Source organism: Streptomyces sp. NPDC038280 (assembly GCF_055600045.1).
The window spans coordinates 141,878-162,263 of sequence record NZ_JBVJYZ010000003.1; the positions used below are offsets into that span (position 1 = coordinate 141,878).

Annotated in this window: 15 protein-coding genes; 5 read left to right on the forward strand and 10 right to left on the reverse strand. The window is 72.1% G+C overall.

From position 1 onward, the window contains the following. The 5 genes from ACZ7J0_RS09000 to ACZ7J0_RS09020 form a co-directional block, all read right to left on the reverse strand. Entirely contained in the window at window positions 1-873 is an 873-nt protein-coding gene (locus ACZ7J0_RS09000; RefSeq protein ID WP_470885414.1) for a carbohydrate ABC transporter permease, read from the reverse strand. Further along, window positions 870-2,237 carry an ABC transporter permease subunit gene (locus ACZ7J0_RS09005; RefSeq protein WP_470885416.1) on the reverse strand — a complete coding sequence of 456 codons (1,368 nt, stop codon included), beginning with the start codon at window positions 2,235-2,237 and terminating at the stop codon, window positions 870-872. Before ACZ7J0_RS09005 ends, ACZ7J0_RS09000 begins: the two co-directional genes overlap by 4 nt. A 10-nt stretch (window positions 2,238-2,247) precedes the next feature. Continuing rightward, window positions 2,248-3,582: an ABC transporter substrate-binding protein gene (locus tag ACZ7J0_RS09010; RefSeq protein ID WP_470885418.1), complete on the reverse strand. Its 1,335-nt coding sequence runs from the start codon at window positions 3,580-3,582 to the stop codon at window positions 2,248-2,250. Continuing rightward, the gene (locus ACZ7J0_RS09015) at window positions 3,579-5,261 is read right to left on the reverse strand and encodes a glycoside hydrolase family 13 protein (RefSeq protein WP_470885420.1); all 1,683 of its coding nucleotides are present in this window, start codon (window positions 5,259-5,261) and stop codon (window positions 3,579-3,581) included. The genes ACZ7J0_RS09010 and ACZ7J0_RS09015 overlap by 4 nt, the downstream gene beginning before the upstream one ends. A 190-nt stretch (window positions 5,262-5,451) precedes the next feature. Further along, window positions 5,452-6,723 (reverse strand): ABC transporter substrate-binding protein, encoded by a 1,272-nt coding sequence (locus ACZ7J0_RS09020; RefSeq protein WP_470885422.1) that lies wholly within the window; start codon window positions 6,721-6,723, stop codon window positions 5,452-5,454. Between the two features lie 123 nt (window positions 6,724-6,846). Here ACZ7J0_RS09020 and ACZ7J0_RS09025 point away from each other — a divergent pair, with 123 nt between their 5' ends. Genes ACZ7J0_RS09025 through ACZ7J0_RS09035 form a run of 3 tightly spaced genes read left to right on the forward strand, consistent with a single transcriptional unit; the run spans window position 6,847 to window position 10,405 of the window. Further along, complete coding sequence (locus tag ACZ7J0_RS09025; RefSeq protein WP_469119719.1) at window positions 6,847-7,362, forward strand: PadR family transcriptional regulator; 516 nt, start codon at window positions 6,847-6,849, stop codon at window positions 7,360-7,362. Further along, the gene (locus ACZ7J0_RS09030) at window positions 7,359-8,114 is read left to right on the forward strand and encodes an ABC transporter ATP-binding protein (protein ID WP_470885424.1); all 756 of its coding nucleotides are present in this window, start codon (window positions 7,359-7,361) and stop codon (window positions 8,112-8,114) included. Before ACZ7J0_RS09025 ends, ACZ7J0_RS09030 begins: the two co-directional genes overlap by 4 nt. A 2-nt stretch (window positions 8,115-8,116) precedes the next feature. Continuing rightward, on the forward strand, window positions 8,117-10,405 hold the full coding sequence (locus ACZ7J0_RS09035) for an ABC transporter permease (protein WP_470885426.1): 2,289 nt from the start codon (window positions 8,117-8,119) through the stop codon (window positions 10,403-10,405). A 63-nt stretch (window positions 10,406-10,468) separates the two neighbouring features. On the opposite strand, the gene ACZ7J0_RS09040 is transcribed toward ACZ7J0_RS09035, so the two are convergent. The 3 genes from ACZ7J0_RS09040 to ACZ7J0_RS09050 all read right to left on the reverse strand — a co-directional run bounded on the left by ACZ7J0_RS09040 (window position 10,469) and on the right by ACZ7J0_RS09050 (window position 14,506). Further along, window positions 10,469-10,963, reverse strand: coding sequence for a glutathione peroxidase (locus ACZ7J0_RS09040; protein ID WP_470885428.1), 495 nt, complete (start codon window positions 10,961-10,963; stop codon window positions 10,469-10,471). Window positions 10,964-11,059: 96 nt separating this feature from the next. Next, window positions 11,060-11,932 (reverse strand): acyl-CoA thioesterase, encoded by an 873-nt coding sequence (locus tag ACZ7J0_RS09045; RefSeq protein ID WP_470885430.1) that lies wholly within the window; start codon window positions 11,930-11,932, stop codon window positions 11,060-11,062. 15 nt (window positions 11,933-11,947) lie between these two features. Further along, the gene (locus ACZ7J0_RS09050) at window positions 11,948-14,506 is read right to left on the reverse strand and encodes a DEAD/DEAH box helicase (RefSeq protein WP_470885432.1); all 2,559 of its coding nucleotides are present in this window, start codon (window positions 14,504-14,506) and stop codon (window positions 11,948-11,950) included. Window positions 14,507-14,593: 87 nt separating this feature from the next. On the opposite strand from ACZ7J0_RS09050, the gene ACZ7J0_RS09055 reads away from it, so the two are divergent. Continuing rightward, entirely contained in the window at window positions 14,594-15,388 is a 795-nt protein-coding gene (locus ACZ7J0_RS09055) for a metal-dependent hydrolase (RefSeq protein ID WP_470885434.1), read from the forward strand. Window positions 15,389-15,536: 148 nt separating this feature from the next. Beyond that, a complete protein-coding gene (locus ACZ7J0_RS09060) occupies window positions 15,537-16,682 on the forward strand; it encodes a hypothetical protein (RefSeq protein ID WP_470885436.1) in 1,146 nt (381 codons plus the stop codon). 52 nt (window positions 16,683-16,734) lie between these two features. Here ACZ7J0_RS09060 and ACZ7J0_RS09065 read toward each other — a convergent pair whose 3' ends face one another. Together ACZ7J0_RS09065 and ACZ7J0_RS09070 are read right to left on the reverse strand one after the other, a co-directional pair. Continuing rightward, window positions 16,735-18,516 (reverse strand): ABC transporter ATP-binding protein, encoded by a 1,782-nt coding sequence (locus tag ACZ7J0_RS09065; protein WP_470885438.1) that lies wholly within the window; start codon window positions 18,514-18,516, stop codon window positions 16,735-16,737. Further along, entirely contained in the window at window positions 18,513-20,345 is a 1,833-nt protein-coding gene (locus ACZ7J0_RS09070) for an ABC transporter transmembrane domain-containing protein (RefSeq protein ID WP_470885440.1), read from the reverse strand. The genes ACZ7J0_RS09065 and ACZ7J0_RS09070 overlap by 4 nt, the downstream gene beginning before the upstream one ends. Window positions 20,346-20,386 lie beyond the last annotated feature (41 nt).

Consider the following 20,386-nt stretch of genomic DNA (forward strand, 5'->3'; position numbering starts at 1 on the left):
CTACTTCACCGAGCCCGCCATCACCCCCTGGACGAAGTGCCGCTGGAAGGCGAAGAAGACCACCACGGGCACGATCAGGGAAAGGAAGGCGCCGGGCGCCAGTACGTCGATGTTGCTGCCGAACTGCCGTACCTGCGACTGCAGTTCCACTGTCAGGGGCTGCGACGAGCTGTCGGCGAAGAGCAGCGCCACGAGCATGTCGTTCCAGACCCAGAGGAACTGGAAGATCGCCAGGCTGGCGATGGCCGGACGGCCCACCGGAAGTACCAGCCGGGTGAAGATCCGCCACTCCCCGCCGCCGTCCATCCGGGCAGCCTCCAGCATCTCGCGCGGGATGTCGGCGAAGTAGTTGCGCAGCAGGAACACCGCGAACGGCAGACCGTACGCGACATGGAAGAGCACCACACCGGGAATCGTGCCGAACAGCCCCAGCTGACCGAAGAGCTTCGCGACCGGCAGCAGACCCACCTGCACGGGCACCACCAGCAGCGCCACCACCAACAGGAAGATCCAGTCGCGGCCGGGGAACTCCAGCCAGGCGAAGGCGTACCCGGCGAGCGCCGCGATCACCACGACGAGCACGGTCGTCGGCACCGAGATCAGCACGGTGTTCCAGAACGCCCGGGTGATGCCCGCGTTGCCGAGCAGCGCCGTGTAGTTGTCGAGCGACAGCTGCCCCGGGTCGGCCAGGGCGGTCCACCAGCCGCTCGCCGCGCTGTCCCGCGCCGACCGCAGCGAGGACAGCAGCAGACCGGCGACGGGCGTGACCCAGACCAGGCCGACGACCGCGAGGAAGGCCTGCACGAGGCCGTTGCCCAGCCAGCGGCGCAGGGCGCCGCCCGGCGTCCTGGCGAGGGGAGTGGTGGTGGTCATGACTGACTCCTGCGGAAGCGGCGGACGTTGAAGACCATGGCCGGGATCACCAGCAGCAGGAGCAGCACGCCGAGCGCGCTGCCGAGCCCCTGGTTGTTGCCGCCGCCGAAGGACACCAGCCACATCTGGGTGGCCAGCACGGTGGCGTCCTCCTGCACCGGCCCCGGCGCGATGATGTAGATGAGGTCGAAGACCTTCATCACATTGATCACCAGCGTCACGAAGACGACGGTCAGCACGGGGGCCAGCAGCGGGACGGTGATCCGGCGGAACACCTGCCACTCGCTGGCGCCGTCCATCCGGGCCGCCTCCAGGCAGTCGCGCGGCAGCGACGACAGCCCGGCGCCGATGAGCACCATGGCGAAGCCGGTCCAGATCCACAGATAGGCGCCGATGATCGCCGGAGTGACCAGGGCGGGACCGAGCCAGGAGACCCCCTCGTACGGCGGGGCGAAGTTCGCCGCGGGCAGCCGCACGGTGTACGCGCCGGCCTTCAGGTCCGTGAAGCGGAACGACCCGTCGGGCGCCGTGGTGGCCGTGGCCACCGTCCTGCCCTCCCGTACCGCCTCGACGGACATGCCCGGCAGCCCGCGCTCGGCCGGGTCGACCACCCCCGGCCTGCCGCCGCCCCCGGCCGTGAAGTCGAGGTAGACGACACCGGCCAGCTCGCGCGCCACCGCCCGGCCGGCGCGCGCCGGCTCGGCCTCCGCGGGCAGTTCGGCGGGCGGGACACCGACGAATCCGAGGACGACGCTCCCGGAGCCCGGCGCACGGGTGTCCGCCGTGCCGTAGGACCCGTCCGGCGCCCTGACCACTCCCTGCCCGTCCCGGGCCCGGGCCTTCGGGTACGACGAGGACCCCTCGAACACGTCGTGCACCCCGACCACGGCCGCGTTGAGGACTCCCTTGTCCGGGTCGTCCTCGTACGCGAGGCGGAAGATGATGCCCGCCGCCAGGAACGACACCGCCATCGGCATGAACAGCAGCAGTTTGAACGCCGTGGCCCAGCGGACCTTCTCCACCAGCACGGCCAGGATCAGGCCCAGCCCGGTCAGCAGCGTCGGGGCGACGACCACCCAGATCGCGCTGTTGCGGACGGCGGTGAGCGTCGCCGGGTCGCGGAACATCGCCGCGTAGTTCCCGCCGCCGACGAAGTGGTCACCGGAGGCGTCGAAGAAGCTCCGGCCGACCGAGAACAGCACCGGGTAGACGACCAGCGCCCCGAGCAGGAGCAGCGCCGGCAGGACGAACGCCACGGCGATGATCCGCCGGCGGCGCCGGGCCCGCGCCCGGGGGCTCAGGGCCCCCGGCGCGACGGACCCGGCTCCCGCACGGGGCGGGGGAGGAGCGGTGAGAGTGGTCATGACGGCCGCCTCAGCCCTTGTACGCCTTGGCCGCCGCGCCCTCGAGCGCGGCCGCCGCGGCCTTGGGGTCCGACGGGTCGCGCAGGAAGTCCTGCAGCAGCTTCCACTCGCCCGTGCCCTTGGTGCCGCCGAACGCCGCCGGCGCCTGGTCGGACATGTCGAAGCGGACCGAATCCCCGGCCGCGATCAGCGACTTGGCCGTCTCGCGCAGGGTGTCGTCACCGTACGCGGCGGGGTCCAGCTTCTTGTTCGGCGACAGGAAGCCGCCCGCCTTCGCCCACACGGCGGCGGCCTCCGGCGTGGCCAGGAACTCCAGGAACGCCGTCGCCGCCTTCTGGTTCTTGCCGTCCTTGAGCACGACGGCGGCGTCTCCGCCACTGACCACCGGCGCCTTGCCGCCCGCCACCGCCGGGAAGGGGAAGAAGGAGGCGTCCTCGCCGATCTTCTTGCCGAACTGGTCCTTGGCTATCCCCGCGACGAAGTCGCCCTCGTACACCATCGCCGCCTCGGGCTTCGGGCCGAAGACCTTCTCGACGGAGCCGGGGAAGTCGGTGCCGAGCGCGCCCTTCTGGCCGCCGGCGATCAGCTTCTTGTCGGCGAAGAGCGTGCCGAGCGTGGTCAGGGCCTTCACCACGGTCGGGTCGGTCCACGGGATCTCGTGCTTGGCGAGCTTGTCGTACTTCTCCGGCCCCGCCTGGGAGAGGTAGATGTTCTCGAACCAGTCGGTGAGCGTCCAGCCGTCCTCGCCCGCGACCGAGAAGGCCGGCAGACCCGAGTCCGCGACGGCCTGCCCCGAGGCGAGCATCTGCTCGTACGTCGTGGGCGGCTTGACACCCGCCTGCTCCAGGGCGCTCGGGCTGTACCAGACGGTCGACTTGTGGGCCGCCTTGAAGTACAGGCCGTACAGCGCGCCGTCGACGGAGCCGTAACTCTTCCAGACGGGCGCGTAGTTGGCGTCGACGGACGCCTCGGTCGTCTTGGAGAGCGGCTTGAGCCACTTCTGCTTCGCGAACTGCTGGAGCACGCCGACCTGCGGGACCATCACCACGTCGGGGGCGTTGCCGCCCTCGATCTTGCTGCCGACGACCGTGGAGACATTGTCGCCGGTGGAGACGAACTGGGTCTTCGCGCCGGTCTTCTCGGTGAAGGCGTCCAGCACCTTCTGGAAGTTCTTCTGCTCGGCCCCCGACCAGACGCCCGCCACATTGAGGGTCTGGCCGCTGAGTTCCTTGTTTCCGGCGCCCGAGCCTCCCGCGCTCACCGGGCCGCCGCCGCACGCCGTGGCGCCGAGCGCCAGGGAAAGCACCGAGCAGCAGGCCATTGCCGTCCGTCGTCGCATCGTCATCGCAGTTCCTCCAGGGTGGTGGTGTCGTCACTGATCCACCAGGCGGCGGTGGATCCGGGGAGTACGCCGGCCGGGCACGGCCCGCTGGACAGCAGCGGGGCGCCGGAGACCGGGGTGGGCACGGGGGCGCCGGTGAAGTTCACGGCACAGACGAGTCCTTCGCCGCGCACGAAGGCCAGCACGCCGGGCGGTGCGTCCAGCCAGCGGAGGGTGCCCTCGCCGAGCTGTGGCAGGCCCCGGCGCAGCTGGAGACCCTCGCGGTAGAGGTGCCAGAACGACCGGGTGTCGGCCTGGGCCCGGTCGGTGGCGTGTTCGGCGAACCAGCCGGGCTGCGGAAGCCATGGCTTGGCGCTGTCGGCGCCGGTGCTGAAGCCGAACGGCGAGGCGTGGCCCGACCAGGGCAGCGGCACCCGGCAGCCGTCCCGGATCCGGGCCCGGCTGCCGGTGCGCCGGAAGATCGGGTCGGTGAGCACCTCGTCGGGAAGGTCGTCGACCTCCGGCAGACCCAGCTCCTCGCCCTGGTAGATGTACGCGGCGCCGGGCAGCGCCAGCATCAGCAGCGCGGCGGCCCGTGCCCGGGAGGGCCCGAGTCCGCTGCCCTCGGTGCCGGACTCGCCGTACCGGGTCACCGTGCGCACCTGGTCGTGGTTGTTGAGCACCCAGGTGACGGTGGAGCCGGTACCCGCGATGTCCCGCATCGCCTCGTCGATGACCTTGTGGAACGTGCCGGCGTCCCAGGGCGCGCCCAGCAGGTCGAAGAAGAACGCCTGGTGCAGCTCGTCCGGCCGGACGTACTGGGCGTGTTCGCGTGCGGTCGGCACGGAGACCTCGCCGACCAGCAGCCGCTCACGGCCGTCGTGGGCCGTGTACTCCTCGCACACCGCCCGCCAGTGCCGCCATACGTCGTGCACCTCGGGCTGGTTCCAGGCGAGCGGGTTGACCGAGTCGCGGGTGCGGGCGTCGGCCTCGGGGTCGGGGGAGTCCGGCAGTTGGGGGTGCTTGTAGAGCCCGGCGGCCACGTCGATCCGGAAGCCGTCGACGCCCCTGTCCAGCCAGAAGCGCAGTACGTGGTCGAAGTGCGCGCCGACCTCGGGGTTGCGCCAGTTCAGATCGGGCTGCTCGGGCGTGAACATGTGCAGGTACCACTGCCCGGGCGTCCCGTCGCGCTCGGTCACCCGGCTCCACGCGGGCCCGCCGAACATCGCGTGCCAGTTGTTGGGCGGGAGTTCGCCGTGTACGCCGCGCCCCTCGGCGAAGTGGAAGCGCGCCCGGGCCTCGCTGCCGGGGCCGGCGGCCAGCGCCTCGCGGAACCAGACGTGCTCGCTGGAGCAGTGGTTGGGGACGATGTCCAGCAGCACCTTGACACCGAGCCGGTGGGCGTCGGCGACCAGTCGGCCGAACTCGTCGAGGTCCCCGAAGACCGGGTCCACGTCGCAGTAGTCCGCCACGTCGTAGCCGTGGTCGTGCTGCGGTGACGGATAGAAGGGGCTCAGCCAGATGCCGTCCACGCCCAGCTTCTTGAGGTACGGCAGACCGGCGCGAACGCCGGCCAGATCGCCGATCCCGTCCCCGGTGCTGTCCAGGAAGCTGCGGACGTACACCTGGTAGATCACCGCGTCGCGCCACCAGTGGTGGTCGGTGCGCTGCGAGAGGCCGTCGCCGGCCGGGGCTGTGAACATCACCCGTTGACCTTGTTTCTTCGTGAAGGGGTGCACGCCATTCAGAGCGAATAGCGGTTATGCATGCATGTTAAGTAGGCATGACGAGAAGGTGTCAACGAAGCTGCCGAAAACAGCGAAAGTTGGTGGCTTATGCCCCGATTTGCCCCTGTGGGGAGGGCTGGCGCCACTACTTAACAGGTAGGTAAGGTCAGCGGCGGCGGGCGATCGCCGCGAGCTCGTCGGCCAGTCGGCGCACCGCGGCCTCCGGCGTCTGGTGCTGTGCCAGCGCGTCATGCGCCACGGCCTGCACGGCCAGCGAGACCTGCTCGTAGTGGGGGCTCTTGGGGCGCGGCGCCGCCGAGAGCACGCTCGCCCGCAGCGCGGGGAGATACGGGAACCGCCGGACCATCTCCGGGTCCTGGTACAGCGCGGCCCGCACGGGCGGCAGGGCGCCCTCGGTCAGTACCCTGCGCTGGACCTGCTCACCGGTGAGGTAGGCGATCAGGTCGCGCGCCGAGTCCGGGTGACGCGCATGGGCGCCGACCGCCAGATTGGCGCCGCCCAGCACGCTCGTACCCGGTCCGTCCGGTCCGGGCAGCGGTACCGCGCCGAACCGTCCCGCCACCTTGGAGTCCTTGCCGGACGCACCGGCGTAGGCGTACGGCCAGTTGCGCAGGAAGAGCAGCCGGCCGTCCTGGAACGCCTCGCGGGACTCCTCCTCCTTGAACGTCAGGGCCTCCCGCGGGATCCAGCCGTCCCGCACGCCACGGGCCAGGAAGCCGATCCCCGAGCGGGCCCCGGCCGAGTCGACGGTGACCCGCTCGCCCTCGTCGCCGAGGATGGTGCCCCCCGCCGAGTAGACGGCCTCCGCGGCGTTCACGGTGAGCCCTTCGTACGGCAGGAACTGGCCCGCGTAGCCCCCGAGCCCGTACTTCGGGGCGATCGTCCTCGCCTGCCGCTCCAGCTCGGCCCAGGTCCGCGGTGGCTGTTCGCCCTCGCGCCCGAGAATGTCCTTGCGGTAGAAGAGCATTCCGGCATTCGTCACATAGGGGACGGCGTACAGCTTTCCGTCGTACGTCGCTGTGTCCTCCACGCGCGGCAGGAAGCTCTTCAGCGCGAAACGCCCGCGCTCCAGCGGGGCGATCCATCCCGCCGCGGCGAACTCCGAGGTCCAGGCGACATCGATGTTGAGGACGTCGAAGCGCCCTTCGCCCGACCGCAGGTCGGTGATCATCTGGGAGCGGGTCTCGTCGGCGGAGTCCGGCAGCTCGACGAGCGTGACCTTCTCGGCGGGGTGACGGCGGTTCCAGTCCGCCAGTACCGGGGCGAGATAGCCGGTCAGATCGCCCGCCGTGGCGAGCGTCATGGGCCCCCGGCCGCCGTCCCGAGCCGGGCCCGCCGGCCCGCCGGACGCCACGAAACCGGTGAGAACGACCATGACGACAAGGAGCCCCCTACCGGCGGCACGCATCCACCGCATAGGTTCCTCCTTGAACACCGGCGCCGTACACCTTCGTCCGGCGACACGGCATGTATACCCGTTAGGCATGGGCGATACTAGAGCCCACATCACATCGGGAGCCTGCGGAGGAGGACAGCACGCGTGCGCCTTCCCCTCCTCGCCCTCCTGGCCCGGGGGCCCGCCCACGGCTACGAGCTCAAGCAGGACCTTGAGCAACTGCTCGGGGCCGCGTACCCTCCCACCAACGTCGGCCAGATCTATGTCACGCTCGGTCGGCTGGAGAAGTCGGGACTCATCGAGGGCGAGGAGATCGCCCAGGAGAGCCGGCCCAACAAGAAGATCTACCGCCTCACCGACGCCGGGCACGAGGCGCTGCGAGCCTGGTTCGAGGAGACGGCGGACGAACCGAGGGTCCGGGACGAGTTCTTCATGAAGCTCGCCCTCGCCCCGCGCACCGGGATCGCCGACCAGATCGCCCTCATCAACAAACAGCGACGCGAGTACCTCACCACCATGCGCAACCTGTCCAAGCTCGCCGCGACCGAAGACCGGGACAACCGCATCGCCCACCTGCTCATCGAGGGGGCCATGCTGCATCTTCAGGCCGATCTCGACTGGCTGGAGCGCTGCCAGGAGGAACTGGAGGAGCTGCGGTGACCGACGACACCGGCTCCCTGCCGCTGCTGCGGGCCGAGGGCCTCGTCAAGACCCACCACGGCGAGGGCGCCCCCGCCCACGCCGTTCGCGGAGTGGATCTCGCCGTGCGGCACGGTGAGTTCGTGGCCGTCACCGGGCCCTCCGGCGCCGGAAAATCCACGCTGCTGCACCTGCTCGGCGGGCTCCAGCGGCCCGACAGCGGCACCCTGTGGCTCGACGGCGAGTGCACCGACGGCTACAGCGAGGCCCGGTGGGCGGTGGAGCGGCGGCGCCGGATCGGCATCGTCTTCCAGTTCTTCAACCTCGTCTCCAATCTGACCGTCGCCGACAACGTCGAACTGCCCGCACTGCTGGCCGGCGTCTCCGCGAAGCAGGCCCGCGCCGAACGCGAGGAGCTGCTGACCGAACTCGGCCTGGACGGCAAGGCGCGCAGCATGCCCGGCGAGCTGTCCGGCGGCGAACAGCAGCGCGTCGCCCTCGCCCGGGCCCTGGTCAACCACCCCCGGCTGCTGCTCGCCGACGAACCGGCGGGCAGCCTCGACAGCAAGGGCACCCGCGAGGTCATGCGGCTCCTGTCCCGCTTCCACCAGCGCGGCCAGACCATCGTGCTCGTCACCCACGACGCCCGCCTGGCCAGCGCCGCGGACCGGGTCATCAGCTTCTTCGACGGCCGGATAGCAGACGACGCCGAGCTCGGCGGCACCCCCTCGCGCGGCACCGGGCTCTCCGGCGTCCTCGAGCTGAAGGACTGACCGTGCGGGCGATGCTGCGCTGGGCGCACGCCGATCTGCGCACGCACCGCGGCGAGGCGTTGTTCCTCGTCTGCGCCACCGCGGGGATCGTCGCCTCGCTGCTGCTCGCGACGGCGCTCTTCGGGTACGCCACCAACCCCTGGCAGCGGGTCTTCACCCAGTCCCGCGGGGCGCACGTGTGGATCCACACCGGATCCGCCGCCGATGCCGGCCGGCTCGCCACCCTCGGTGGGGTCGAAGCCGTCGCCGGCCCGTACCGCACGGCCTCCGCCACCGTGGAATCGCGCGGCGCCCGCGCCGGTGTCGAACTGCGGGCCGCCGCCCCCGAGCCGCCCTCGACCGGCCGACCGCTCCTCACCTCCGGCCGCTGGCTGGACCCCGGCGTCCCGGACGGCGTCGTCCTCGAGTCCAGCCTCGCCCGCGCCCTGTGGGCCGAACCCGGCGACCGTCTGACGCTCACCGGCGGCGCCCGCACCCTCACCGTCCTCGGCGTCGCCGACAGCGCCGAGCCGCGCTACCGGGCGGGCGAGCACGCGGGCACCGTCTGGACGCTCCCGGCGGCCCTGCCCCGTGAGCCCTCCGGACAGGTCGTCGGGCTGCTCCTCACCGACCCGGACGACACCGACTACGCGGTACAGCGCGCGGTCACCGCGCTCGGCGCCGGAGCCGTCACCGACGTCAGCAGCTGGCAGCAGGCCCGCGCCGAGGCACAGGGCGACACCCGGCTGCTGGGCCAGGTCCTCGGCCTGTTCGGTCTGGGCGCGCTGATCGCCGCCGCACTGGCCGTGTTCGGCGCCATCAGCACCCGGGTGCGCGGACATCTTCGCGACATCTCCGTGCTGAAGGCCATCGGCTTCACCCCCGGCCAGGTGGTCCGGGCCTTCCTGGTCCAGCACCTGGCGTTCGCCGTGCTCGGGGCGGCCGTCGCCACCCTCCTGGCCGAGCTCCTCGGCAGCCGTCTCCCGGGCAGGCTCGGCGACGCGATCGGCGTCTGGCAGGGGCTGCCCGGCCACACCGCGGCGCTGCTCGCGGTGCCGGCCGCCGCCGTCCTGTTCATCGGCGCCACCACCTGCCTCGCCGCCTGGCGGGCCGGACGCGTCCCGCCCGTGCCGGTGCTGCCGCCGGCCGCGAGCCCCGGCGGGGGGCTGTCCCGCCCGCTCAGGAAGGCGCTCGGGCTGCGCGTGCCGCCCGCGCTGGTCCTCGGCTGGCACCGGGCCTTCGGGCGGGGCCGCCGGGCTCCCGCGACCATCGTCCGCCTCGCGCTGCCCCTGCTGCTGATCACCGTGGCCCTCGGCGCCTGGACCACCATCGAGCGCTTCGACAGCCGCCCCGGAGAACTCGGGCTCGCCGCCGCCCTCACCGCCCGGCCGGACGCCACCGTGGGCGAACGCGAGGCACGCGCCCTTCTCGAGAGCGACCCACGGGTCGTGGCCGCCCACCCCGGCCTGGAGGTGGCCGCGCTCGTCCCCGGCCAGACCGGCACGATCGCCCTGCGCGGCCTCGGCACACGCGAGCAGCCCTATCCGTACTCGATCGCCGAGGGCCGCCCGGCCCACGGCCCGGACGAGGCGGTCGCAGGACAGGGCCTGCTCGACCTGCTCGGCGTCCGCGTCGGCGACTGGGTCCGCGTCACGGTCGGCGGCCATCCCCAGGTCCTGCACCTGGTCGGCCGCAGCATCGAACCGGAGAACGCCGGCCGGGTCATCTCCACCTCGCTGGACACCCTCCGCGAGAACGACCCCGCGCTGCGCCCCACGCTCTACCAGCTCCGGCTCGACCCCGGAGCAGACCCGCGCGCCGTACGCGCCGAGCTCGCCGACGCCTCACGGGGCCGGCTGGACGTCCATGAGGTCACGAGCCCCGCCGACCGGCTCTCCACGCTGCGCGGCGTCGTCGCCGGACTGATAGCCGTCCTCGCCCTCATCGGCCTGACCGAACTGTCCACCACCATCGGCGGCACCGTCCGCGACGGCGAGCGCGATCTGCTGGCCCTGAAGGCCATCGGCCTGTCCCCGCGCCAGATCACCGCCGTCACCGTGACGGCCATCGGGTGCACGACCCTGGCGGCCGCGGCGGCGGGCACCGCGCTGGGCGTCCCCCTCGCCGGCTGGCTGATCGACCGCGAGGGCAGCTCCAGCGGCATCGGCGCGGGCATCGCCCACGCCCCGCCGCCGCTCCAGCTGCTCGCGCTGGGAGCGGCGGCCGTCCTCGGCGCGGTCGCCCTGACGGTCCTCCCCGCAGTCCGCGCCGCCCACCGCCGCCTCGCGGACACGCTGAGCGCGGCGGCCTGAGCCGCTGTGGGGGCCGTACCGCCGGCGCGGGCCTGGGGTCCGCCTGCCGCGCCGGCTGACGGATCAGGCGGAGAGGTACGCCTCGATCGCCGCGAGCACCTCGGGGGAGTCGGGCTCGGTACGGGGGCGGAAGCGCGTGACCTCACCCTGCGGAGAGATCAGGAACTTCTCGAAGTTCCACTGGACGTCCCCGGCCTCGCCGTCCGCGTCCGCGACCTTCGTCAGCTCCTGGTAGAGCGGGTGCCGCTCGTCCCCGTTCACATCCGTCTTCTCGAGCAGCGGGAAGGTCACCCCGTACGTCGCCGAGCAGAACGTCTGGATCTCGTCCGCGCTCCCCGGCTCCTGCCCCGCGAACTGATTGCACGGCACGCCCAGCACGGTGAAGCCGCGCTCGGCGTACTGCTGCTGCAGTCGCTCAAGTCCCGCGTACTGCGGGGTCAGACCGCACTTCGACGCCACATTGACCAGCAGAACGGCCCGGTCCTTGTAGTCCGCGAGGCTCGTCGCCTCGCCCGTCAGGGTGCGCAGGGGAATGTCGTACAGGCCGGTAACGCTCATGGGGGAACTCCTCGTCATCGTGGGCAGCCCCGGACCACCGGTCCGGGGCGTGCAATGAACCGATAAAAGCATGTTCCGCGCGCTCTGTGTCCCTGCTCAGGCGCCGAGCTTGCGGAAGAGCCCTTCCTGCACCACCGAGACGAGCAGCTGTCCGTCCCGGTCGTAGATCCGACCGCGCGCCAGCCCCCGCCCGCCGGTGGCGATCGGCGACTCCTGGTCGTACAGGAACCACTCGTCCGCCCGGAACGGCCGGTGGAACCACATCGCGTGGTCCAGGGACGCCATGTCGAAGCCGCGCGGCCCCCACAGCGGCTCGACCGGGATACGGACGGCGTCGAGCAGGGTCATGTCGGAGGCGTACGTCAGCGCACACGTGTGCACCAGCGGGTCGTCGCCCAGCGGCCCCACCGCGCGCATCCACACCGCGCTGCGCGGATCCGCCTCCTTCAGCTCCTCCTGGGTCCAGCGCAGCCGGTCCACATAGCGCAGATCGAAGGGCTGGCGGCGGGCCATCCGCTCCAGCGCCTCGGGCAGTGCCCCCAAGTGCTCACGGATCTCGTCCGTGACCGTCGGCAGCGTCTCCGGGTCCGGGAAGTCCAGACGCGGCGGCAGCTGGTGCTCGAAGCCCGCCTCCTCCGGCCGGTGGAAGGACGCGGTGAGGTTGAAGATCGTGCGGCCCTGCTGGATCGCGGTCACCCGGCGGGTGGTGAACGAGCGCCCGTCGCGGACCCGCTCCACCTGGTACACGATCGGCACGCCCGGGATGCCCGGCCGCAGGAAGTACGCGTGCAGCGAGTGCACCGGCCGGTCGCCCTCGGTGGTGCGGCCGGCCGCGACCAGGGCCTGGCCGGCGACCTGGCCGCCGAAGACCCGCTGCAGGGACTCCTGAGGGCTGCGGCCGCGGAAGATGTTGACCTCGATCTGCTCCAGGTCGAGCAGGTCGACGAGTCGCTCGGCGGGGTTGGTCACACGTACTCCTTCTCCTTACAGCTGGCCGACGGACGTGACACGGACGACGGCGCGGCCCTCCTCGTCGGAGGCCGCGAGATCCACCTCCGCGCTGATGCCCCAGTCATGGTCGCCGTTGGGGTCGGCGAAGGTCTGCCGAACGCGCCACAGGCCGTGCGGAGCGTCCTCCTCGATCGAGAGCAGCTTCGGGCCGCGCGCGTCGGGTCCGGTGCCCAGGTCGTCGTACTCGTCCCAGTACGCGTCCATCGCCTCGCCCCACGCGTCCGCGTCCCACCCGGACTCGGCGTCCAGCTCGCCCAGCTGGTTCACCTGGTCGAGAGCGGCCAGCTCCACCCTGCGGAACATCGCGTTGCGCACGAGCACCCGGAAGGCACGGGAGTTGGCGGTGACCGGCTTGACCTCGTCGGCCTTCTCCTGGGCCTCCTCGGCCGTCTCCACTTCCGGGTTGGCGAGCTGCTCCCACTCGTCGAGCAGGCTGGAGTCCACCTGCCGGACCATCTCGCCGAGCCAGGCGGTCAGGTCCTCCAGGTCCTCCGACTTCAGGTCGTCGGGGATGGTGTGCTCCAGCGCCTTGTACGCGCCCGCCAGATACCGCAGCACGATGCCCTCGGTGCGGGCCAGCTCGTACCAGGACGTGAACTCGGTGAAGGTCAGCGCCCGTTCGTACATGTCACGGATGATCGACTTCGGGGAGACCGGGTGGTCGCCGACCCACGGGTGGCTCTTGCGGTACACGTTGTACGCGTGCCACAGCAGCTCCTCCAGCGGCTTCGGGTACGACACCTCCTGGAGCCGCTCCATCCGCTCCTCGTACTCGACACCGTCCGCCTTCATCTTCCCCACGGCCTCGCCCCGCGCCTTGTTCTGCTGGGCGGCGAGGATCTGGCGCGGGTCGTCGAGCGTCGACTCGATCACCGAGACCATGTCGAGGGCGTACGAGGGGGATTCGGGGTCCAGCAGGTCGAACGCGGCCAGCGCGAACGTCGACAGCGGCTGGTTGAGCGCGAAGTCCTGCTGGAGGTCGACGGTGAGCCGGATCGTGCGCCCCTCGGCGTCGGGCGTCTCCAGCTGCTCCACCACTCCGCCCGCGAGCAGCGAGCGGTAGATGGCGATGGCCCGGCGGATGTGCCGCAGCTGCTGCTTGCGCGGCTCGTGGTTGTCCTCCAGCAGCTTGCGCATCGCCTCGAACGCGTTGCCCGGCCGGGCGATCACCGAGAGCAGCATGATGTTGGTGACCTTGAACCGGGAGGTGAGCGGTTCCGGCTCGGAGGCGATCAGCCGCTCGAAGGTGTCCCCGCTCCAGGCGACGAAGCCCTCGGGCGCCTTCTTGCGGACCACCTTGCGCCGCTTCTTGGGATCGTCACCGGCCTTGGCGAGGGCCTTCTCGTTCTCGATGACGTGCTCGGGCGCCTGGGCGACGACGAATCCGGCCGTGTCGAAGCCGGCCCGGCCGGCGCGGCCCGCGATCTGGTGGAACTCCCGCGCGCGCAGCGTACGGACGCGGTTGCCGTCGTACTTGGTGAGCGCGGTGAACAGCACCGTACGGATGGGGACGTTGACGCCGACACCCAGCGTGTCCGTCCCGCAGATGACCTTCAGCAGCCCCGCCTGGGCCAGCTTCTCCACCAGGCGGCGGTACTTGGGCAGCATGCCGGCGTGATGCACACCGATGCCGTGTCGCACATAGCGCGAGAGGTTCTGGCCGAACTTGGTGGTGAAGCGGAAGTTGCCGATCAGCTCGGCGATCTGGTCCTTCTCCTCGCGCGAGCACATGTTGATGCTCATCAGCGACTGCGCGCGCTCGACGGCCTGAGCCTGCGTGAAGTGGACGATGTAGACCGGGGCCTGCTTCGTCTCGAGCAGCTCGGTCAGCGTCTCGGTGATGGGCGTGAGCCGGTACTCGTACGACAGCGGCACCGGCCGGGTCGCCGAGCGCACGACCGAGGTCGGGCGGCCCGTGCGGCGGGTCAGGTCCTTCTCGAACATGGAGACGTCGCCGAGCGTCGCCGACATCAGCACGAACTGCGCCTGCGGCAGCTCCAGGATCGGGATCTGCCAGGCCCAGCCGCGGTCCGGCTCCGCGTAGAAGTGGAACTCGTCCATCACGACCTGGCCGATGTCGGCGTGCTTGCCGTCCCGCAGCGCGATGGAGGCCAGCACCTCGGCCGTGCAGCAGATGACGGGCGCGTCGGCGTTCACGGACGCGTCGCCGGTCAGCATGCCGACGTTCTCCGTACCGAAGAGCTTGCACAGGTCGAAGAACTTCTCCGACACCAGCGCCTTGATCGGCGCCGTGTAGAAGGTCACCTGGTCCTTGGCGAGCGCCGCGAAGTGCGCGCCCGCCGCGACCAGGCTCTTTCCGGAGCCGGTGGGCGTGGAAAGGATCACGTTCGCCCCGGAGACCACCTCGATCAGCGCCTCCTCCTGGGCGGGGTAGAGCGTGATGCCCCGGTCCTCGGCCCATGAGGAGAAAGCCTCGAAGAGGGCATCGGGGTCGGCATCCGGCGGCAGCTGATCGATAAGGGTCACACCCCCATCTTGCCTGGGTTCCGTCCGGATGAGGGAACCGGCCATCACCTACGAAGATCACGGCCGATACGCTGTCCCGTCGGCCGGTCGTCAACTGGGCGCCGGCACCTGAGGAATGGGGCGGGAACGCACATGATGGGACCGGCGCACTCGCTGTCCGGGGCGGCGGCCTGGCTGGGCGTGGGGGCGGCCGCGGCCGCCGCCGACCACCCGATGCCGTGGCCGGTACTCGTCGTCGGAGCGCTCATCTGCGCCGGGGCGGCCCTCGCCCCCGACCTCGACCACAAGTCCGCGACGATCTCCCGCGCCTTCGGCCCCCTCTCGCGGGGCCTGTGCGAGATCGTCGACAAGCTCTCGTACGCCGTCTACAAGGCGACCCGCAGCACCGCCGACCCGCGCAGATCGGGCGGGCACCGCACGCTCACCCACACCTGGCTGTGGGCCGTGCTGATCGGGGCGGGAGCCTCGGTCGCGGCGATCACCGGCGGCCGGTGGGCGGTCCTCGCCATCCTTTTCATCCACCTGGTCCTGGCGGTCGAGGGCCTGCTGTGGCGGGCCGCCCGGATGTCCAGCGACGTCCTCGTCTGGCTCCTCGGCGCCACCAGCGCCTGGATTCTCGCGGGCGTCCTCGACAAGCCCGGCAACGGCGCGGACTGGCTCTTCACCGCGCCCGGCCAGGAGTACCTCTGGCTGGGCTTGCCGATCGTGCTCGGCGCGCTCGTCCACGACATCGGCGACGCGCTGACCGTCTCCGGCTGCCCGATCCTGTGGCCGATCCCGGTCGGGCGCAAGCGCTGGTACCCGGTGGGACCGCCGAAGGGCCTGCGCTTCCGTGCGGGGAGCTGGGTCGAGCTGAAGGTTTTGATGCCGGCCTTCATGCTGCTGGGCGGGATCGGCGGCGCCTCGGCGCTGGGCTTCCTTTCGTAGACCGCTCACCCGGTCGCACCCTTCGGCGCCCTCTGGTGCGCTCACGCCGCGCCGGACATCATGTGCGGGCGGCGGACCGACCGATCCGCCGCCAACTGCCTTGATCCATGGGGGGATTGGCATGCACAGACGCAAGAGGAGACTGAGCGTGACCGCGGCGGGAACCGTCCTCGCCGCGCTGGCCGTCGCCACACCGGCCCACGCGGCGGCCGGGGGAGCCGCCGCCGGGGGAGCGGCGGGCCGGCCGGGCACCTGCACACCGTCGATCACCGTGCTCGCCTCACTGCCGGGCCCGGGCGGCGACCCCGCCCCCTGGGCCCACGACAGCCAGGTCAACGGCATCGGCCCGCGGGGCCTGTCCGTGGGCGTCTCCCACGGACAGCCGGTCTACTGGCTGGGCACCCGGGTGCGCCGTGTGCCGCTGCCCGCCGGATTCACCGCGGGCACGGTCGAGGCGGTCAACCGGTACGGACTCATGGCAGGCACCCTGACCGGTCCCGGCCGCGGTCCCGCCGCCTTCAGCTACCGCCCCGGCGCCCGGGCGGTGACCCTGCTCCCCGGTGGCGGCCACGCCAAGGACATCAACGACCGCGGCCACATCGTCGGCTACCGCCAGAACTGGCCGGAGCCCTCCACGGGCCTCGAGTGGTCCGGTCGCCGGCTCCTGCGCACCCTGCCGCTGCCCGCCCACCTCCAGGTCGGGGAGGTCTCCGGCATCAACAACGCCGGACAGATCGTCGGCCAGGGGTACGGCGTGCAGGGCGGCGAGGGCTATGACGTGGCCCTGCTCTGGTCCGCCGCGCCCGGCGCCCTCCCGGCCGAGTTGCCGCCCATTTATCCCGGTGACACCTACAGCAGGTACGAGCCCCGGGAGGTCGACGAACGCGGACGGATCGTCGGCACCTACTCCTTCTCGCGCACCATGGAGAGCAACGGCGTGCGCTGGGCGCCTCCGTACGCGGAGATGACCGACGCCGGGAACCTCCCCGAGCGCACCCAGGGCACCCTGGAGGACTCCAGCCCCACCAGCGGCGTGAGCGTCGGAACCGCGTCCGACTCGTCGATCACCGGCCCGTGGCCGCCGGAGACCGCCCCACCGACGCAGGCGCAGTACTGGCCGGGCAGCGGGCCGATGCTCGCGCTGCCCCGCCTGTCGCCGGCCGGCCACGCGGCCGCGTACACGGTCACCGACGGGGACCGCGTCGGCGGTTCGGCCGGGGACGCACGGGGCGCACACGCCGTCATCTGGAACTGCGCCTCGCGTCAGGCGTACCGGCCCTCCGCCACCCCGTAGGACCGAACGCAGGTGGGGCGGGTCGTCGGGCCCGCCCCACCCCCTTACGCGCTCACCCGTGCCAGGATCGCCACAGCGCCGCGTAGGGCCCGTCGGCCGCCACCAGTTCGTCATGGCTGCCCAGCTCGCTGATCCGGCCCTCCTCGACGACCGCGATCACATCCGCGTCATGCGCGGTGTGCAGCCGGTGGGCGATCGCCACGACAGTCCGGCCCTCGAGGACCCGGGCGAGCGAACGCTCCAGGTGCCGGGCCGCCCGGGGATCGAGCAGCGAGGTCGTCTCGTCGAGCACCAGCGTGTGCGGATCGGCCAGCACCAGCCGGGCCAGCGCGATCTGCTGTGCCTGCGCCGGTGTCAGAGCCGACCCGCCGGAGCCGACCTCGGTGTCCAGTCCCCGGTCCAGCGCCCTGACCCAGGCATCCGCGTCGACCGCGCCCAGCGCCGCCCACAGTTCGGCGTCCCCGGCGTCCGTCCGGGCGAGGAGCAGGTTGTCCCGCAGCGAGCCAACGAAGACATGGTGTTCCTGGTTGACCAGGGCCACGTGCTCGCGCACGCGTTCCGCGGGCATCCTCGACAGCTCGGCCGCGCCGAGCGTCACACTGCCGGTGCGCGGGGCGTAGATCCCCGCGAGCAGCCGGCCGAGCGTCGACTTGCCCGCGCCGGACGGGCCGACGAGGGCGACGCGCGTCCCCGGCGGCACGTCCATCGCGACCTCGTGGAGGACGTCGACGCCCTCGCGGTACCCGAAGCGCACTGCCTCCGCACGCACCTGCCGCCCCTCGGGCCGCACCGCCGCGTCCCCCGCGTCCGGTTCGATCTCCCGGACACCGACGAGACGGGCCAGCGACACCTGCGCCACCTGGAGCTCGTCGTACCAGCGGAGGATGATCCCCACGGGGTCGACCAGCATCTGGGCGAGCAGCGCGCCGGTCGTCAGCTGGCCGACGTCGAGCCAGCCGCGCAGGACGAAGACACCGCCGATCATCAGGACGGACGCCAGAACCAGGGTGTGGGTGACGTTGATGACCGGGAAGAGGACGGACCGCAGGTAGAGGGTGTACCGCTCCCACGCGGTCCATTCCTTGATCCGCCGGTCCGACAGGGCGATCCGGCGGGCGCCCAGGCGGTGCGCCTCGACCGTGCGGCCCGCGTCGACCGTCTCGGCGAGGGCGGCGGCGACCGCCGCATAGCCGGCGGCCTCCGAGCGGTACGCCGATCCGGCGCGTCTGAAGTACCAGCGGCAGCCGGTGATCAGCAGCGGCGCCGCGATCAGCACCGCCAGGGCGAGCGGCGGGGCGGTGACGGTGAGCCCGCCGATGAGCAGCCCGGCCCACACCACACCGATGGCCAGCTGCGGTACGGCTTCCCGCATCGCGTTCGCCAGCCGGTCGATGTCGGTGGTGATGCGCGACAGCAGGTCACCCGTGCCGGCCCGCTCCAGCACACCCGGCGGCAGACCCACCGAGCGGACCAGGAAGTCCTCGCGCAGGTCGGCGAGCATCTCCTCACCGAGCATCGCGCCGCGCAGCCGCACCAGCCGTACGAACACGGTCTGGACGGTCAGCGCGAGGGCGAACAGGCCGAGGGCGTGCCCCAGTTGGAGCTCACGCGCGCCGTCGGCCAGCCGCTCCACGAGCGAGCCGAGGAGGTACGGTCCGGTCATCGAGGAGATCACCGCGACCGCGTTGACGGCGACGAGCAGCGCGAAGGCCTTCCGGTGCCGCCGCAGCAGCTCGCCCACGTATGTCCGTACGGTCGCGGCCGTGCCGACGGGCAGGGTCGTCGCGGACTGCGGGGCCCCCGGGTCGTACTCCGGTGGCGCCATGCCGATCATGCCGACTCCTCTTCCAGCTCGTCGTCCAGCTTGTCGTGCAGTTCTTCGTCCAGCTCGTCGAGTCCTGACGCCGCGCCCGACGCCGCGAGTTCCTCGTCCGTCTCGCGCGTCACCACGGCGCGGTAGCGCGGCTCGGTCCGCAGCAGCTCGCGGTGGCTGCCCACCGCCACGGCCTGGCCGTCGTGCACCAGCACGACCCGGTCCGCGACATCGAGCAGCAGCGGCGACGAGGCGAGCACCACGGTCGTACGTCCCTCACGCAGCCGGGCCACGCCCGCCGCGACCCGCGACTCGGTGTGCGAGTCGACGGCGGACGTCGGCTCGTCGAGCACCAGCACCTGGGGGTCGGTGACGAGCGAACGGGCCAGCGCGAGCCGCTGCCGCTGGCCGCCCGACAGCGACCGGCCGCGCTCGGTGATGCGGGTCCGCATCGGATCGCCGTCCGCGCCCACGGAGGCCTGCGCCAGCGCGTCCAGGACGTCGCCGCACTGGGCCGCCGCGAGCGCGTCCTGCGCGCGGACCCCGCCGGAGGCGGGCACGTCCAGCAGCTCGCGCAGCGTGCCGGAGAGCAGGACCGGGTCCTTGTCCTGGACGAGGACGGCGGCGCGGGCGTCCTCCAGCGCCAGTTCGTCGAGCGGCACCCCGCCCAGCAGCACCGAGGCGTGCGGCTCGTCCGGCTCCGCCGGGTGGCCGCCGAGCCGGTCGGCCAGGCGTCCGGCCGCGTCCGGGTCGCCGCAGACCACGGCGGTGAACAGCCCGGCGGGAGCGAGGACTCCGGTGGCCGGGTCGTACAGGTCGCCGCGCGCCGGCGGATGTTCACCGGAGGTCGTGGTCGTACGGGCCAGCGACAGCACCCGCGCCGCCCGCTTGGCGGAGGGGCGGGAGAAGGAGAACGCCATGGCGATCTCCTCGAAGTGACGCAGCGGCTGGTGGGTCAGCGCCACCGTGCCGTACACGGTGACCAGTTCACCGACCGTGATCCGCCCGTCGAGGGCGAGCCGCGTCCCGTACGCGAGCACACCGATGAGCAGGAGACCCGGCAGCAGCACCTGGACCGCGGCGATCAGCGCCCACATCCGCGCGCTGCGGACGGCGGCCCGGCGTACTTCCTGGGAGGCCTCGCGGTAGCGGCCGAGGAAGAGGTCCTCGCCGCCGATGCCGCGCAGCACCCGCAGCCCCGCGACGGTGTCCGAGGCCAGTTCGGTGGCCCGGCCCGCCTTCTCGCGCTGGATGTCGGCGCGCCGGGTGGCGCGCGGCAGCAGCGGCAGCACGGCGAAAGCGATCACCGGGACACCCACGCCGACCACCACACCCAGCGCCGGCTGGTAGATCACCAGGCCGACGCAGACGGCGACCAGGGTGAGGGCGGCCGCGGCGAACCGGGACAGCGCCTCCACGAACCAGCCGATCTTCTCCACGTCACCGGTGGACACGGCGACGATCTCGCCCGCCGCGACCCTGCGTGTCAGCACCGAGCCGAGCTCGGCCGTCTTGCGCGCCAGCAGCTGCTGGACGCGGGCCGCCGCCGTGATCCAGTTGGTGACGGCGGTGCGGTGCATCATGGTGTCGCCCAGTGCGATGGCCGCTCCCAGCAGGGCGATCAGGCCGCCCGCGAGCGCGAGCCGCCCGCCGTCGCGGTCGACGACGGCCTGCACGGCGAAACCGACGCCGAGCGGCAGGCCGGCGATGGCGAGTTGCAGCAGCAGTCCCCACAGCAGGGACTTGACCTGTCCGCCGAGCTGCGTGCGGCCGAGCCAGAGCAGAAGACGCGTACCCGAGCGGACGTCGGGCGCGCCTGGATCGGCGTACGGAAGATCGCGAATCTGCATGACGTCCCAGGGTCGTTCGCAGGCTTTCGCAGACAGGCGAA